The organism is Leifsonia aquatica H1aii, from assembly GCF_000633535.1.
Classification (GTDB): Bacteria; Actinomycetota; Actinomycetes; order Actinomycetales; family Microbacteriaceae; genus Leifsonia; species Leifsonia aquatica_A.
This window is the reverse complement of sequence record NZ_AYMR01000004.1, coordinates 18,185-32,397: the sequence shown is the minus strand read 5'-3', so window position 1 is coordinate 32,397 and position 14,213 is coordinate 18,185. Positions and strand designations below refer to the sequence as shown.

General features: G+C 70.0%; 15 protein-coding genes. 10 read left to right on the top strand and 5 right to left on the bottom strand.

Annotated features, from left to right (window positions below):
* Positions 1-180: 180 nt before the first annotated feature.
* Positions 181-1,161 carry a DNA polymerase III subunit delta gene (holA, locus tag U870_RS0102580; RefSeq protein ID WP_240183618.1) on the top strand — a complete coding sequence of 327 codons (981 nt, stop codon included), beginning with the start codon at positions 181-183 and terminating at the stop codon, positions 1,159-1,161.
* Positions 1,162-1,358: 197 nt separating this feature from the next.
* On the opposite strand, the gene rpsT is transcribed toward holA, so the two are convergent.
* Positions 1,359-1,619: a 30S ribosomal protein S20 gene (rpsT, locus tag U870_RS0102575; RefSeq protein ID WP_025155858.1), complete on the bottom strand. Its 261-nt coding sequence runs from the start codon at positions 1,617-1,619 to the stop codon at positions 1,359-1,361.
* Between the two features lie 143 nt (positions 1,620-1,762).
* The gene (locus tag U870_RS0102570) at positions 1,763-2,653 is read right to left on the bottom strand and encodes an NAD-dependent epimerase/dehydratase family protein (RefSeq protein ID WP_025155857.1); all 891 of its coding nucleotides are present in this window, start codon (positions 2,651-2,653) and stop codon (positions 1,763-1,765) included.
* Between the two features lie 100 nt (positions 2,654-2,753).
* Here U870_RS0102570 and U870_RS0102565 point away from each other — a divergent pair, with 100 nt between their 5' ends.
* On the top strand, positions 2,754-3,974 hold the full coding sequence (locus U870_RS0102565) for an amidohydrolase (RefSeq protein WP_025155856.1): 1,221 nt from the start codon (positions 2,754-2,756) through the stop codon (positions 3,972-3,974).
* Positions 3,975-4,017: 43 nt separating this feature from the next.
* Positions 4,018-5,862: a translation elongation factor 4 gene (gene lepA, locus U870_RS0102560; protein ID WP_025155855.1), complete on the top strand. Its 1,845-nt coding sequence runs from the start codon at positions 4,018-4,020 to the stop codon at positions 5,860-5,862.
* A 23-nt stretch (positions 5,863-5,885) separates the two neighbouring features.
* Here lepA and U870_RS0102555 read toward each other — a convergent pair whose 3' ends face one another.
* On the bottom strand, positions 5,886-6,518 hold the full coding sequence (locus U870_RS0102555; RefSeq protein ID WP_025155854.1) for a dihydrofolate reductase family protein: 633 nt from the start codon (positions 6,516-6,518) through the stop codon (positions 5,886-5,888).
* Positions 6,519-6,640: 122 nt separating this feature from the next.
* Between U870_RS0102555 and U870_RS0102550 the strand changes: the two genes are divergently transcribed.
* Positions 6,641-7,288: a DUF1990 family protein gene (locus tag U870_RS0102550; protein ID WP_025155853.1), complete on the top strand. Its 648-nt coding sequence runs from the start codon at positions 6,641-6,643 to the stop codon at positions 7,286-7,288.
* Positions 7,288-8,517 (top strand): radical SAM family heme chaperone HemW, encoded by a 1,230-nt coding sequence (gene hemW / locus U870_RS0102545; protein WP_025155852.1) that lies wholly within the window; start codon positions 7,288-7,290, stop codon positions 8,515-8,517. Before U870_RS0102550 ends, hemW begins: the two co-directional genes overlap by 1 nt.
* A 9-nt stretch (positions 8,518-8,526) precedes the next feature.
* Here the strand turns inward: hemW and U870_RS0102540 are convergent, their stop codons facing one another.
* On the bottom strand, positions 8,527-8,907 hold the full coding sequence (locus U870_RS0102540; RefSeq protein WP_025155851.1) for a DUF4870 domain-containing protein: 381 nt from the start codon (positions 8,905-8,907) through the stop codon (positions 8,527-8,529).
* A gap of 119 nt (positions 8,908-9,026) precedes the next feature.
* Positions 9,027-9,617, bottom strand: a complete 591-nt coding sequence (locus U870_RS0102535; RefSeq protein WP_025155850.1) for a DUF4870 domain-containing protein — start codon at positions 9,615-9,617, stop codon at positions 9,027-9,029.
* Between the two features lie 184 nt (positions 9,618-9,801).
* On the opposite strand from U870_RS0102535, the gene hrcA reads away from it, so the two are divergent.
* Genes hrcA through U870_RS0102510 form a run of 5 tightly spaced genes read left to right on the top strand, consistent with a single transcriptional unit; the run spans position 9,802 to position 14,206 of the window.
* Complete coding sequence (gene hrcA / locus U870_RS0102530) at positions 9,802-10,821, top strand: heat-inducible transcriptional repressor HrcA (RefSeq protein ID WP_025155849.1); 1,020 nt, start codon at positions 9,802-9,804, stop codon at positions 10,819-10,821.
* A 32-nt stretch (positions 10,822-10,853) separates the two neighbouring features.
* Positions 10,854-11,969 carry a molecular chaperone DnaJ gene (dnaJ, locus tag U870_RS0102525; protein WP_025155848.1) on the top strand — a complete coding sequence of 372 codons (1,116 nt, stop codon included), beginning with the start codon at positions 10,854-10,856 and terminating at the stop codon, positions 11,967-11,969.
* 4 nt (positions 11,970-11,973) lie between these two features.
* Positions 11,974-12,702: a 16S rRNA (uracil(1498)-N(3))-methyltransferase gene (locus tag U870_RS0102520; protein WP_025155847.1), complete on the top strand. Its 729-nt coding sequence runs from the start codon at positions 11,974-11,976 to the stop codon at positions 12,700-12,702.
* A gap of 60 nt (positions 12,703-12,762) precedes the next feature.
* Entirely contained in the window at positions 12,763-13,125 is a 363-nt protein-coding gene (locus tag U870_RS0102515) for a histidine triad nucleotide-binding protein (RefSeq protein WP_025155846.1), read from the top strand.
* A 7-nt stretch (positions 13,126-13,132) separates the two neighbouring features.
* Positions 13,133-14,206 carry a PhoH family protein gene (locus U870_RS0102510; RefSeq protein WP_052357516.1) on the top strand — a complete coding sequence of 358 codons (1,074 nt, stop codon included), beginning with the start codon at positions 13,133-13,135 and terminating at the stop codon, positions 14,204-14,206.
* Positions 14,207-14,213 lie beyond the last annotated feature (7 nt).

The following is a 14,213-nucleotide window of genomic DNA, read 5'->3' as shown; positions in this document are numbered from 1 at the left end:
CCTCCTCGTTGCGCCGGGGAACGACGGACCGCGGCTCTGGAGCGAGCGCCGTGCGCGCGCCGATGCCGGTGGTCGCCCGTATCCTGGAGAGGAACGAGGAGGAACGTGGCGAACCGAAACACCGGCCGCAGCGGCGCAAGCCGCTCCGGCGCGAGCAAGGCCCGCGCGGCCGCGAGCGCGATCCCGCAGGTGGCCTGGAACCAGATCCGGCCGGCGCCGGTCGTCCTGGTCTCCGGGACGGAGGGCTTCCTGGCCGACCGCGCCATCCGGAGCCTCCGCGACGCGCTCAAGGCGGAGGACCCCAGCCTCGAGATCAGTGATGTCTCAGCCGCCGACTACGCGCCGGGCGAGCTCATCACCCTCGCGAGCCCCTCCCTCTTCGGCGAGCCGCGGCTGATCCGCGTCGAGGCGGTGGAGAAGTGCACCGACGCGTTCCTCACCGAGATGATCGAGTACCTGGCGGCACCGGCCGACGGGACGGTGGTCGTCCTCCGACACGGCGGCGGCGTGCGCGGCAAGAAGCTCCTGGACACGATCCGCAGCGGGGCCGGCGGCGGCGTCGAGGTCGTCTGCACCGAGCTGAAGAAGGACGCCGAGAAGTACGACTTCACCCAGGCGGAGTTCGCCGCGGCGGGACGCAAGGTGACACCCGGCGCTCTGCGGGCGATCACCTCGGCGTTCTCGGACGATCTCGCCGAGCTGGCCGCGGCCTGCCAGCAGCTCATCTCCGACGCCGCCGAGCAGATCACCGAGGCGACCGTGGACAAGTACTACAGCGGCCGCGTGGAGACGAACGCGTTCCAGGTGGCCGATGCCGCCATCGCCGGCCGGCACGGCGACGCACTCATCACGATGCGACACGCGCTGGCCTCCGGCGCGGACCCCGTTCCGATGGTCGCCGCCTTCGCGAGCAAGATCCGCACGATGGCCAAGATCTCCGGGGCCCGGGGCGGCTCCGGGCAGCTCGCCCAGCAGTTCGGCCTGGCGCCGTGGCAGGTCGATCGTGCCAAGCGGGATCTGCAGGGCTGGTCGGAGGAGGGGCTCGGGAGATGCATCGAGGTGCTCGCCGAGACCGACGCGAACGTGAAAGGCGGCGGCCGGGATCCGGTCTTCGCCCTCGAACGGCTGGTCCGGATCGTCAGCGCGCGCGGGCGCGCCTGACGCCGACGAGCAGCACGCGTGTCTGCGGTGCGCCGGGAGAGCCTGCACCGCGACCATTCCGTAACGCGATGGGGCTGCACTGCGACGAGGCTGTAACGCGACGAGGCTGTAACGCGACGAGCCCCCGCCCTCGGACCATCGGTCCTCGGAGCGGGGGCTCGGCGCGGTGCGGGATCAGGTCCCGCGGGGTCCACGGCTCAGAGAGCGGCGACCTGCTTGGCGATGGCCGACTTGCGGTTCGCCGCCTGGTTCTGGTGGATGACGCCCTTGCTGGCGGCCTTGTCGATCTTCTTGGAAGCGAGGCGCAGCGCCGCGGTCGCCTTGTCCTTGTCGCCGGCGACGACGGCCTCACGGGTCGCACGGATGGCGGTCTTGAGCTCGCTCTTGACGGCCTTGTTGCGCTCCTGCGCCTTCTTGTTGGTGCGGTTGCGCTTGATCTGCGACTTGATGTTTGCCACTGAAGAGTACTTTCGTTCGGAGTGAGTATCGGAAATGCCGCTCAGCGAGAGAGGGCGCCTCGCGGCGTTCGTGCGGTTACACCCACACGCAAGCCAACAAACAACTTTACCAGCGGCTCACCCTGGCGCCAAATGCCGCCGTCTCAGCGGGTCGCGTCGGCCTCCGGAGCGTACGAGCCCGAGGTGATCTCCTCGACCAGGGTCGGTCCGTTCGGCTCCCAGCCGAGGTCGATCCGCGCCTTCGACCCGCGCGACTGCTGGTCCAGCAGCAGGGCCTCCGCGAGACCGGCCCCCAGCCGGGCCGCGGTCTCGTCGACCGTCTCGGCGACGACACCTCCGGCGACCCCGGCGGCCGATGCCGCCGCCGCACCGAGCTCGCGCACGGTCGGGTTGGCCCCGCTCGCGCCCAGGTACACGGCGCCCGCGTCGCCCTGTTCGAGCGCGAGCACGTAGAGTGCCGCAAGATCGTCGACGTGCACGGTGGCCCAGTGCTGCTCCCCATCGCCGATGAGGTGGAGGGCGGGCGTGGCGGCGTCGCCGCGCGGCGCGTCGACCACGACCCGCGCGAGACCCGCGCCGTGGCCGTAGACGATCGACGGCACGACGACGATGCCGCGCACGCCCTCGGCCCGCAGCACGACGGCCTCGTTCGCACCGCGCCAGGCGGTGATCGCGGGAGGAGCGGCGGGGGAGTCGTCGGTGATGTCCGCATTCGAGCCGTAGGTCCAGATGCCGCCGGTGTGCACGAACGGCTTGCCGCTGCCGGCGAGGCCGGTCAGGACGGCCTGGACGAAGCCGGGGTCGACGTCCTGCCCGGAGGCGATGTGGATGACGCCGTCGCTGTCACGAGCCGCGCTCGTCACCAGCTCGCTGTCGGTCGCGTCGCCGATGAGCGCGGTGGCACCCGCCGCCTCGACGACCGCGGCCTTGGCGGCGTCGCGGACCAGGGCGGTCACGGAGTGCCCCTCCTCGATCAGGCGGGGGAGGACGGAGGTGCCGATGTAGCCGGTCGCGCCGGTCAGGAGGATGCTCATACTGTCCCCAATCGCACCGCGCCGCTGTGCATTCCCCGACTCGTCCACCGATTTGAACCAGGATCGGCGGGGTGTGAAGGGCGAGCGTAGGCTCGACGCCATGACCTCATCGAGCATCGCCATCGTCAACGCCCGCGTCGTCCCCGTGCTCGGGGAGCCCATCGAGGGCGGCACCGTCCTCATCCGCGACGGCGTGATCGCGGCGGTCGGCGCAGCGGGCGAGGTCTCGGTCCCGGACGGCATCGCGACAGTCGACGCCACCGGCAAGTGGGTGCTCCCGGGCTTCGTCGAGTCCCACGGCCACGTGGGCATCCACGAGGAGGCGAACGGCCCCGCCGGCGACGACACCAACGAGATGACGACGCCGAACACCGCCGCCGTGCGCGCGATCGACGCGGTCAACATCGACGACGAAGGCTTCCGCGACGCCCTCTCCGGCGGGGTGACCTCCATCGTGGTGAAGCCGGGTTCCGGCAACCCGATCGGCGGCCAGACGGTGGCCATCAAGTCGTGGGGCGGGCGCACCATCGACGAGCAGGTGATCAAGGCCTCGGTCAGCGTCAAGTCCGCGCTGGGCGAGAACCCGAAGCGGGTGTACGGAGGCAAGAACGTCACGCCGAGCACCCGTCTGGGTGTGGCGATGATCATCCGCGAGGCCTTCGTCGACGCCCAGAACTACCGCGCGGCGCGGGCCGAGGCCGAGCGGGACGGCAAGCCGTTCGCCCGTGACCTGACCAAGGAGACGCTGGCCCGGGTGCTCGACGGCGAGCTCTACTGGGATCAGCACACCCATCGCCACGACGACATCGCGACCGCCCTCCGGCTCGCCGACGAGTTCGGCTACAAGCTCGTCGTGAACCACGGCACCGAGGCGCACAAGATCGCCGATGTGCTGGCCGAGCGCGACATCCCGGTGATCTTCGGGCCGATGTTCACCTCGCGATCGAAGGTCGAGCTGCGGGACCGGGCGATCGCCAACCTGGCGACCCTGGCCGCGGCCGGCGTCCGCGTGGCGATCACGACCGATCACCCGGTCGTGCCGATCAACTTCCTCGTCTACCAGGCGGCTCTCGCCGTGAAGGACGGGCTTCCGCGCCAGACCGCCCTCGAGGCGCTCACCGTGAACCCGGCGGCCTTCCTGGGCCTGGACGAGCGGATCGGCGCCCTCGCTCCAGGGCGCGACGGTGACGTCGTGGTGTGGTCGGGCGACCCGCTGGACGTGAACTCGCGCGCCGAGCGCGTGTTCATCGAGGGTGCAGAGGTGTACCGCTGGGAGGACGGCGCCGGCCGCGTGGTGGAGCGCGCCGAGCGCTTCGCCTGACCGGGCACGGGCGCTCGGCCGTTCATGGGAGAATGGCGGCACGATGTCACCACGAGCTTTGACGGCCCTCGAGCCGGCCGCCACCGATCCCGCACACCTGCGCAACTTCTGCATCATCGCGCACATCGACCACGGCAAGTCCACTCTGGCCGATCGGATGCTGCAGATCACGGGAGTGGTCGCCGAGCGGGACATGCGCGCCCAGTACCTGGACCGCATGGACATCGAGCGTGAGCGCGGCATCACGATCAAGAGCCAGGCAGTGCGGATGCCCTGGGCGCACGAGGGCTCGACCTTCGCGTTGAACATGATCGACACGCCCGGGCACGTCGACTTCACCTATGAGGTGTCTCGGTCCCTCGCCGCCTGCGAAGGCGCCATCCTGCTGGTCGACGCGGCACAGGGCATCGAGGCCCAGACCCTCGCGAACCTCTATCTGGCGCTCGAGAACGATCTGACGGTCATCCCGGTGCTCAACAAGATCGACCTGCCCGCCGCCGACCCCGAGAAGTACGCCGCCGAACTGGCGAGCCTCATCGGCGGCCGCCCGGAAGACGTACTCCGCGTGTCCGGCAAGACCGGGATGGGCGTCGACGCACTCCTCGACCGGGTCGTGCAGGAGATCCCCGCCCCCGTCGGGGTCGCGGACGCGCCCGCGCGGGCCATGATCTTCGACTCCGTCTACGACAGCTACCGCGGTGTGGTGACGTACGTGCGCATGGTGGACGGCAAGCTCTCCCCGCGCGAGCGCGTGCAGATGATGTCCACCAAGGCCACGCACGAGATCCTGGAGATCGGGGTCTCTTCGCCCGAGCCCACCCCGTCGAAGGGCCTGGGCGTCGGCGAGGTCGGCTACCTGATCACCGGTGTGAAGGACGTGCGCCAGTCCAAGGTCGGCGACACGATCACGACGGCCGCGAAGCCGGCGACCGTCGCGCTGCCCGGCTACACCGAGCCCAAGCCGATGGTGTTCTCGGGTCTCTACCCGCTCGACGGCAGCGACTACCCGGAGCTGCGAGAGGCGCTCGACAAGCTCAAGCTCTCCGACGCCGCGCTCGTCTACGAGCCCGAGACATCGGTGGCGCTCGGGTTCGGCTTCCGGTGCGGCTTCCTCGGCCTCCTGCACCTCGAGATCATCACGGAGCGGCTCTCCCGTGAGTTCGGCCTCGACCTCATCACGACGGCACCCAGCGTGATCTACGAAGTCACGACGGAGGACAAGAAGACCGTCACCGTCACGAACCCGAGCGAGTTCCCCGGCGGCAAGATCGACAAGGTGGAGGAGCCGATCGTCAAGGCGGCGATCCTCGCGCCGAAGGACTACGTCGGCGTCATCATGGAGCTCTGCCAGAGCCGCCGCGGCACGCTGCTCGGCATGGAGTACCTCGGCGAGGATCGCGTGGAGATCCGCTACACGATGCCGCTGGGTGAGATCGTCTTCGACTTCTTCGACAACCTCAAGAGCCGTACCGCCGGTTACGCTTCGCTCGACTACGAGCCCGCGGGGGAGCAGGAGGCCGACCTGGTCAAGGTCGACATCCTGCTGCAGGGTGAGGCCGTCGACGCGTTCAGCGCGATCGTCCACCGCGACAAGGCCTACGCCTACGGCACGATGATGGCCGGCCGCCTGCGCGAACTCATCCCGCGCCAGCAGTTCGAGGTTCCGATCCAGGCCGCCATCGGCGCCCGCATCATCGCTCGAGAGAACATCCGCGCGATGCGCAAGGACGTCCTGGCGAAGTGCTACGGCGGAGACATCACCCGCAAGCGCAAGCTCCTCGAGAAGCAGAAGGAGGGCAAGAAGCGCATGAAGATGGTCGGCCGCGTCGAGGTCCCCCAGGAGGCGTTCATCGCCGCACTCTCGGGCGACACCGAGACCAAGAAGTAGCACCAAGAAGGAGCGAGGAACGCTCAGCCGTCGCTCGCGCGCCGGTACACGTTCACCAGCAGGCCGGACGCGAGCGCGCGGGATTCGACCAGTGCGAGCCGGGTACGGGGGAACCCCTCCGCGAAGAGTTTCTTGCCCGTGCCCAGAACGAGCGGGTAGACGACGAGCCGGTACTCGTCGACCAGGTCGTGCGCGCCGAGGGTCTGGACGAGGTCCGCACTGCCCCAGACGCGGATCTCCCCGCCCGGCTGTGCACGGAGCGCGGCCACCGCGGCCGGCACGTCGTCGCCGAGCAGCTGCGAGTTCTTCCAGCCGACCTCGGTGAGGGTGCGCGACGCCACGTACTTCGGCACGCGGTTGTAGCGCCGGGTGAACTCGCCTTGCAGGCCGGGTGCGTCCTCGGGCCAGACGCCCCACGCCTGCGCCCAGATCTCATACGTGCGCCGCCCGAGCAGCAGCGCCTCCGTCCGCTTCTCCCATTCGACGATGACGTCGTCGTCCGGCGATCCGTCACCCGGCTGCTGCCCGCTCTCCTGCTCGAAGTCCATCTGCCAGCCGCCGTACGGGAATCCCCGCTCGTCGTCCTCCGTCGAACCTCCGGGCGCCTGGATGACGCCGTCCAGCGTGATGAACTCCTGAACCACGATGCTGCTCATGCCGTTCCTCCTGGGTCGTGTGGGCACCAGTGTCGTCCCGGCCGTCGGATCGCGCCAGGGGCGGCAGTCCGATCGGATCGTCCGGTTCGCGCTCCGACGCGGATTGGCGGAGGATAGACACCATGCGTCGCTCCACTTTCACCGACCAGCCCGTCACCTACGGTGCCGTCGGCGGAACGCAGGCCCCGGATCTGCTCTACTACCCGCCCAAGGGCTACCGGCCGCTGCAGAAGCGGATGCGGCTCGGGTCGGGGGACGAGCGGTTCGACACGGCGGCCTCGGCGTTGATGACCTGGGGCGTGCAGCGCGGAAGCGGCATCCTGGTCACCGAGGTGACGGAGGGGACCGGCGTGCAGTACGAGGGCATCGAGTACGACGCCGACGGCACTCCGGTGGGGATGCGCGCCCAGCGCCCGGAGGAGGACGTGTTCGCCGACGACGGCTCGCCGTTCATCCGCAACGGCATGACCGCCGTGCTCAAGGTGCCGTTCGGCCCGTTCAAGGTCTCCGCACCGATCCGGGTCGTCTACGTCATCGACGAGCCGGATCGCAAGGGCTTCGCCTACGGCACGCTCCGCGGCCACCCGGAGAGCGGCGAGGAGGCGTTCCTGGTCGAGCGCCACGAGGACGGCACGGTGTGGTTCGTGCTGCGGGCGTTCTCCCGGCCGTCGACGGCCTTCTACCGCCTCGGTGCCCCCGTGCTGCGCCTGGTGCAGAACGGCTTCACGGCCAGGTACCTGCGCGCGCTGCTGCCGGCGCGGTCCGCCTGATGCCGGGCGCGCTCCCGCTGGGTGATCCGGCGCCCGCCGACGGCGTGCTGCCGGTCTCCGCCCGCGACGGCGTCGACGAACGCGATTTCGGCGTCTACCTGCACGTGCCGTTCTGCCGGGTGCGCTGCGGCTATTGCGACTTCAACACCTACACCGCGACCGAGCTGCGCGGTGTGAGCCAATCGGACTACGCCGGCCACGCCGTCGCGGAGGTGGCCTTCGCGGCCGCCGCGCTCGAGGCCAGCGGGCTCCCGCCCCGGCCGGTGTCGACCGTCTTCCTCGGTGGCGGCACCCCGACCCTCCTGCCGCCGGCGGACCTCGGTGCGATGCTGGGCGCGGTCCGCGACGCCTGGGGCCTCGCACCGCACGCGGAGGTCACCACCGAGGCGAACCCGGACTCGGTGGATGCGAGCGATCTGCGCCGCCTGGCCGACGCGGGTTTCACCCGGATCTCGTTCGGGATGCAGTCCGCGGTCCCGCACGTGCTCGCGACGCTCGAGCGCACCCACGATCCGGAGCGCATCCCCCTGGTCGTCGAATGGGCCCGCGAGGCCGGCCTGCAGGTCAGCCTCGACCTGATCTACGGCACGCCGGGGGAGTCCCTCGCCGATTGGGAGCGGAGCCTGGAGACGGCGCTCGCCTGCGCGCCCGACCATCTCTCGGCCTATTCGCTCATCGTCGAGCCGGGGACCAAGCTCGCCCGCCAGATCACGAGCGGGCAGGTCCCGGAGCCGGACGAGGACCTCCAGGCCGACATGTACGAGCTCGCGGACGCACGGCTCGGCGCCGGCGGCTACGGCTGGTACGAGGTGAGCAACTGGGCGCGGGACGACGCGCACCGTTCGCGGCACAACCTGTCGTACTGGCTCGGTCACGACTGGTGGGGCATCGGGCCCGGCGCGCACAGTCACGTGGGCGGGGTGCGCTGGTGGAACGTGAAGCATCCCGCCGCGTACGCCCAGCGCGTGCTCGCCGGCGAATCGCCCGCGGCCGGGCGCGAGACGCTCGGCGCCGAGACGCGGCGGGTGGAGCGGGTGCTGCTCCTGACCCGCATCCGTGAGGGGATCGCGACGTCCGAGCTGTCGAAGGACGGGCGGCGCGAGGTCGCCGGGCTGATCGCCGACGGGCTGATCGACGGAAAAGCCGCCCTCGCCGGGCGGGTGACCCTCACCCTGCGAGGACGGCTTCTGGCGGATGCCGTCGTCCGACGGCTGCTCGCCGAGCAGTGAACCCGAGCGTCAGCTCACGAACTTGATGGCGATCGGGTAGGTGTAGTACTCACCGCGGTTCGCCTTGATGGCGGCGATGATGCTGAAGACGATGTTCACGACCCAGACGGCGATCAGGATGAAGATGCCGATGACGACGAAGCTCGTGATCCATCCGACGATCGTGCCGATGAACAGCGTGATCTGGAAGTTCAGCGCGGTGGCGGTGTGCGTGCGGACGAAGGGGCCGCGGTCCTTGAGGACGAGGTAGCCGATCAGCGCCGGAAGCCATCCGAAGAGGATGCCGCCGACGTGGACGAGCGTTGCCCAGAGCTTCTCGTCGGCGGGGCTCAGCTGCTGAGAGGCGCCTCCGTACGGCTGCTGCGGCGGCGGTGGGGGCGTTGCGGACATTGGGGTCTCCTTGCAAAGAGCCCGGGCGCGCCGGGCTGATCGACGGACGATTACCCACACAGCCTAGGGCCGATGGCCCGAATCTGAGAAGACGCCGAGAGCCTTTCGCTCCCGGGCCGTCACTTGATGAAGCGGAAGTTCACCGGGTAGCGGTACGAGCCTCCCGAGTTCACCTTGACGAAACCGAGGATGGAGAACACCAGGTTCACGATGTAGAGCGCCCACGGGATCAGGAGCCCGAACAGCAGCCAGCCCACGCCGGTGAAGGCGAGGATGATGCCGACGATCTGCGAGGCGACCCAGACGATGATCCAGGTGATCTGCCAGTTGAGCGCCTCTTTCGCCTCGACGTTCGTGCGCGCCCCGCGATCCTTGAAGACCAGCCAGATGATGAGCGAGGGGATCAGCCACAGGATGCCGCCGAGGTGCGCGAACGACGCCCACTGCTTGTCGGACGCCTCGTCCAGCGGGGCGCCCGCCGCCGGTGCGGGGGCGGCGTAGGGCTGCTGCGCGCCGTAGGGCTGCTGCGGCGGCTGCCCGGCGTACGGCTGCTGCGATCCGTACGGCTGCTGGGGAGCACCGGCCGGCGGAGCGCTGTACCCGCCCGGTGGCGCGGCGGGAGGCGGACCGGCCGGCTGCTGCGGCGGGACGCCGGGCTGCTGCGGTGGAATGCCGCCGTCGGGTTCCGCTGGCTGATTCGGATCGGACATCGTCTCGCCCCTTCGTGATCGGATACGACGGAGTCGACCCGGTGCCGATACCGTACAGCCGGGCGCGCCCGCCGACAATGACTCGCGCGGGCCTTTCGCGCGATATGATTAGCACTCAAGAATGCTGAGTGCTAAGTGGCGGAGCGTTCACGAGGTGACGGGCAGATGTCGACGGGAGGGTGCCATGGTCTCCGAGCGCAGTCTCGAGGTCCTGCGAGTGATCGTCCAGGACTACGTCGCCTCCCGCGAGCCCGTCGGCTCGAAGAGCATCGTCGAGCGGCACTCGTTCGGCGTCTCGGCCGCCACCATCCGCAACGATATGGCCCTCCTCGAGGAGGAGGAGCTGATCGCCGCGCCGCACACCTCCTCGGGCCGTGTGCCGACGGACAAGGGGTACCGGCTCTTCGTCGACCACCTCTCCGAGATGCGCCCGCTCACCCCGGCGCAGCGCACCGCCATCGAGGCGTTCCTGGGCGAGTCCATCGACCTCGACGACGTGCTCGCACGGACCGTGCGGCTGCTGTCCCAGCTGACCAATCAGGTCGCGCTCGTGCAGTATCCGTCGGTGACGCGTTCGCGCATCCGGCACATCGAACTGGTGTCGCTCGCCCCGCACCGTCTGCTCAGCGTGCTGATCACCGACTCCGGCGCCGTCGAGCAGCGGGTGATCGAGCTCGGCTCCGAACTGACCGACCCGGAGATCGCGGAGATCCGCGGGGCGATCAACGGCGCGGCTGCGGGCTTGTCCCTCCCGGACGCGACCGCGCGGCTGCGTGACCTGCCGAACGCCCTGACCGAGCGCACCCGCGACCTGGTCTCCCCGGTCGCGAGCGCCCTGCTCGACCAGATCGCGGCAAACCGCCAGGAGCGTCTCGTGATGGCCGGGGCCGCCAACCTCGTCCGCACCGAGACCGACTTCCCCGGAACGATCACACCGGTGCTCGAAGCCATCGAGGAGCAGGTGGTGCTGCTGCGCCTGTTCGATGAGATGGCGCTCGACCAGCACGGCGTCGCGGTCAGCATCGGACGCGAGAACGCCGTCCTCGGGCTCAGCGAGGCGTCGATCCTCTCCACCGGTTACAGCGCGGCCGGATCCGACATCGCCCGGATCGGCCTGCTCGGCCCTCTCCGCATGGACTACTCGGGCAACATGGCCGCGGTCCGCGCGGTCGCCCGCTACCTCTCCCGCCTCCTCGGCGACTAGACACACGACAAACGACAAGGAACGCACCTTACGTGGCCGACCACTACGAAGTCCTGGGCGTTGAGCGCAACGCCACCACCGACGAGATCAAGAAGGCGTACCGCCGACTCGCGCGCGAGCTGCACCCGGACGTCAACCCCAGCTCGGAAGCGCAGGAGCGCTTCAAGCTGGTCACGCACGCCTACGACGTGCTCAGCGATCCGCAGCAGCGCCAGCAATACGACCTCGGCGGCTCGACCGGTTTCGGCGGCGGAGGCCAGGGCGACTTCGCCGGCTTCGGCGACATCTTCGAGACGTTCTTCGGCGGAGGAGGCGGCGGGACCTCGCGCGGACCACGCTCGCGCCGGGAGCGCGGACAGGACGCGCTGCTACGGGTGGAGATCGACCTCGACGAGGTCGTCTTCGGCACCCACCGGGAGCTGGAGGTGGATACCGCCGTCGTCTGCGAGACCTGCAACGGCTCGTGCTGCCAGCCCGGTACCGCGCCGGTCACCTGCGACATCTGCCACGGCACCGGCAGCCTCCAGCGCTCGGTGCGCTCCCTGCTCGGCAACGTCATGACCTCCAGCCCGTGCGGCAGCTGCCGCGGCTACGGCACGATCATCGCCACCCCCTGTGTCACCTGCCAGGGTCAGGGTCGCGTCCGGGCCCGGCGCACCGTGCCGGTGGACATCCCCGCCGGCGTCGACACCGGTCTGCGCCTGCAGATGCCGGGCAGCGGCGAGGCCGGCCCGGCCGGCGGCCCGAACGGCGACCTGTACCTCGAGATCAAGGTGAAGCACCACGACGTGTTCAGCCGCGACGGCGACGACCTGCTGTGCACCCTCGAGGTGTCGATGGCGGACGCGATCCTCGGGACGACCGCGACGGTGAAGTCGCTCGACGGGGACATCCGCCTCGAGCTGAAGGCGGGCACGCAGAGCGCCGACATCGTCACCGTGAAGGACCGCGGGATCACTCACCTGCGCGGCAGCGGACGCGGCGATCTGCGGGTCGGCATCCAGGTGGTCACTCCGACGAAGCTCGACCACAAGGAGAAGGAGCTGATCAAGAAGTTCGCGGCCACCCACCACTCGGTGGAGCCCTCGCTCGCCCGGTTCCAGCAGGGGCTGTTCGCGAAGCTCCGCGACCGGTTCCTGAACTTCTGATCCGATGAGCTCGCTCTACCTGCGCGAGGACCTCGAGGCGGCGGAGCCCGGTGCGCTCCTGACGCTGACCGGTGCCGAGGCCAAGCACGCCACGACCGTGAACCGCACCCGCCCGGGCCAGACCGTGCAGATCGGGAACGGCCGAGGGCTGCTGGTCTCGGGCGAGGTGCTGTTCGCGACCGGCGCCGAACTCACCATCGAGGTGGCCTCCTCCTGGCAGACCGAGCGGCCCGCCCCGCGCATCACCCTGGTGCAGGCACTGGCGAAGGGCGACCGCGACGAGCTCGCGATCCAGGCGGCGACGGAGCTCGGCGTCGACCGGGTCGTCCCGTGGTCGGCTGCCCGGTCCGTCTCGCGCTGGGAGGGGGCGAAGGTCGCCAAGGGTCGCGAGCGCTGGGCGACGATCGTGCGCGAGGCGTCGAAGCAGTCGATCCGGGCCTGGGTGCCGGAGGTCGGCGCGTTGGCCGGCACGGCGCAGGTGGCCGCTCTGGCGACGGAGTCGGACGTCCTCGTGCTGGAGCCGACGGGGGAGTCGCCTCTGACGGCCGTCACCGCCGGCGACCGCGACCTGGTGCTGGTCGTCGGCCCGGAGGGCGGAATCGCCCCTGCCGAGCTGGACGCGCTGCGTGCGGCGGGCGGGCGGATCGTGCGGCTGGGCGACACCGTGCTGCGCACCTCCACCGCCGGTCCGGCCGCCCTCGCCGTGCTGAACGCCGCCCTCGGGCGCTGGTAGTCGCCGTGGCCGGCCACGGACCTGGCCGAACCTCCCGGGCGGGCGAATAGGATGGATGTCATGGAAAGCGCACAGCCCTCGATCTTCTCGCGCATCGTCGCGGGAGAGATCCCGGCCGACATCGTCTACGACGGCGAGCGCATCATCGCGTTCCGCGACATCGCCCCCAAGGCTCCGGTGCATCTGCTCGTCGTCCCCAAGACCGAGCAGTACCGGGATGTGACGGAGTTGGCAGCGGGCGATCCGGCCCTCCTGGCCGAGATGGTCGCGGTGGCCCACCGGCTCGCGACCGAAGCCGGAGGCGATTTCCGATTGGTCTTCAACACCGGTGCGGGCGCGGGACAGACCGTATTCCATGTGCACGCCCACGTACTGAGCGCCGGCCCCGGCGGGTCGCTCGAGGAAGGAAGCCTTGCCGACTAGCGAACCGATGCCCGAGGCGGGCGCCGCGTCGAACGGGGCCGCCGAGGCGCGTCTGCACGTCGACGGCGTCCAGATGGTCCGTCTGCTGGGACCCCAGGACCGCCTGCTGACCACGCTGGAACGGCAGTACCCCCTGGTCAGCGTGCACGTCCGCGGCAACGAGATCACCCTGAGCGGTGATGCGACGCAGGTCGAGGCCGCACGCCGGCTGATCGAGGAGCTGCTGCAACTGGTCCGCAGCGGCCAGGACATCAGCCCGGCCGAGGTGACGACATCGGCGAAGATCCTGGACACCGACACGACCGTGAACCTGGCGGACGTGCTCGGTCAGGCCATCCTCACGGCGCGCGGCAAGGCGATCAGACCGAAGACGCTCGGCCAGAAGAAGTACGTCGACGCGATCGACGAGAGCACCATCGTGTTCGGGATCGGCCCGGCCGGCACGGGCAAGACCTACCTGGCGATGGCGAAGGCCGTGCAGGTCCTCCAGCGCAAGGAGGTCAGCCGGATCATCCTGACCCGCCCGGCCGTCGAGGCGGGCGAGCGGCTCGGCTACCTGCCGGGCACCCTCACCGACAAGATCGACCCGTATCTGCGTCCGCTCTACGACGCCCTGAACGAGATGATGGATCCCGAGCTGGTCCCCAAGCTGCTCGCAGCGGGCACCATCGAGGTCGCCCCGCTGGCGTACATGCGGGGGCGCACGCTCAACGACTCCTTCATCATCCTGGACGAGGCGCAGAACACCACACCCGAGCAGATGAAGATGTTCCTCACCCGGCTGGGCTTCGGCTCGCGCATGGTCGTGACGGGCGACATCACCCAGATCGACCTGCCGAACGCGGCGAGCGGCCTCCGGCTGGTGACGCGCGTGCTGAAGGGCGTCGACGACATCCACTTCGCCCAGCTGACCAGCGACGACGTCGTGCGCCACACCCTGGTGGGCCGCATCGTCGACGCCTACACCGAGTACGACGCGAAGCAGCAGGCCCGCCTGTACGAACGCGAGAAGGCGGCCGAGTTCGCCAACCGTGCCGAGCGCCGCGGCGCCGCCCGCGACCACCTCCCGAAGCGACGATAGGCCTGCC

What these genes read in the sequence shown, in the direction of transcription:
- U870_RS0102540 (WP_025155851.1), bottom strand. Translation starts at nt 8,907, where the DNA reads ATGTCCGCAACGCCCCCACCGCCGCCGCAGCAGCCGTACGGAGGCGCC.
- U870_RS0102520 (WP_025155847.1), top strand. Translation starts at nt 11,974, where the DNA reads ATGAGCTCGCTCTACCTGCGCGAGGACCTCGAGGCGGCGGAGCCCGGT.
- U870_RS0102550 (WP_025155853.1), top strand. Translation starts at nt 6,641, where the DNA reads ATGCGTCGCTCCACTTTCACCGACCAGCCCGTCACCTACGGTGCCGTC.
- hrcA (WP_025155849.1), top strand. Translation starts at nt 9,802, where the DNA reads ATGGTCTCCGAGCGCAGTCTCGAGGTCCTGCGAGTGATCGTCCAGGAC.
- U870_RS0102565 (WP_025155856.1), top strand. Translation starts at nt 2,754, where the DNA reads ATGACCTCATCGAGCATCGCCATCGTCAACGCCCGCGTCGTCCCCGTG.
- U870_RS0102570 (WP_025155857.1), bottom strand. Translation starts at nt 2,653, where the DNA reads ATGAGCATCCTCCTGACCGGCGCGACCGGCTACATCGGCACCTCCGTC.
- U870_RS0102555 (WP_025155854.1), bottom strand. Translation starts at nt 6,518, where the DNA reads ATGAGCAGCATCGTGGTTCAGGAGTTCATCACGCTGGACGGCGTCATC.
- lepA (WP_025155855.1), top strand. Translation starts at nt 4,018, where the DNA reads ATGTCACCACGAGCTTTGACGGCCCTCGAGCCGGCCGCCACCGATCCC.
- U870_RS0102515 (WP_025155846.1), top strand. Translation starts at nt 12,763, where the DNA reads ATGGAAAGCGCACAGCCCTCGATCTTCTCGCGCATCGTCGCGGGAGAG.
- U870_RS0102535 (WP_025155850.1), bottom strand. Translation starts at nt 9,617, where the DNA reads ATGTCCGATCCGAATCAGCCAGCGGAACCCGACGGCGGCATTCCACCG.
- U870_RS0102510 (WP_052357516.1), top strand. Translation starts at nt 13,133, where the DNA reads ATGCCCGAGGCGGGCGCCGCGTCGAACGGGGCCGCCGAGGCGCGTCTG.
- hemW (WP_025155852.1), top strand. Translation starts at nt 7,288, where the DNA reads ATGCCGGGCGCGCTCCCGCTGGGTGATCCGGCGCCCGCCGACGGCGTG.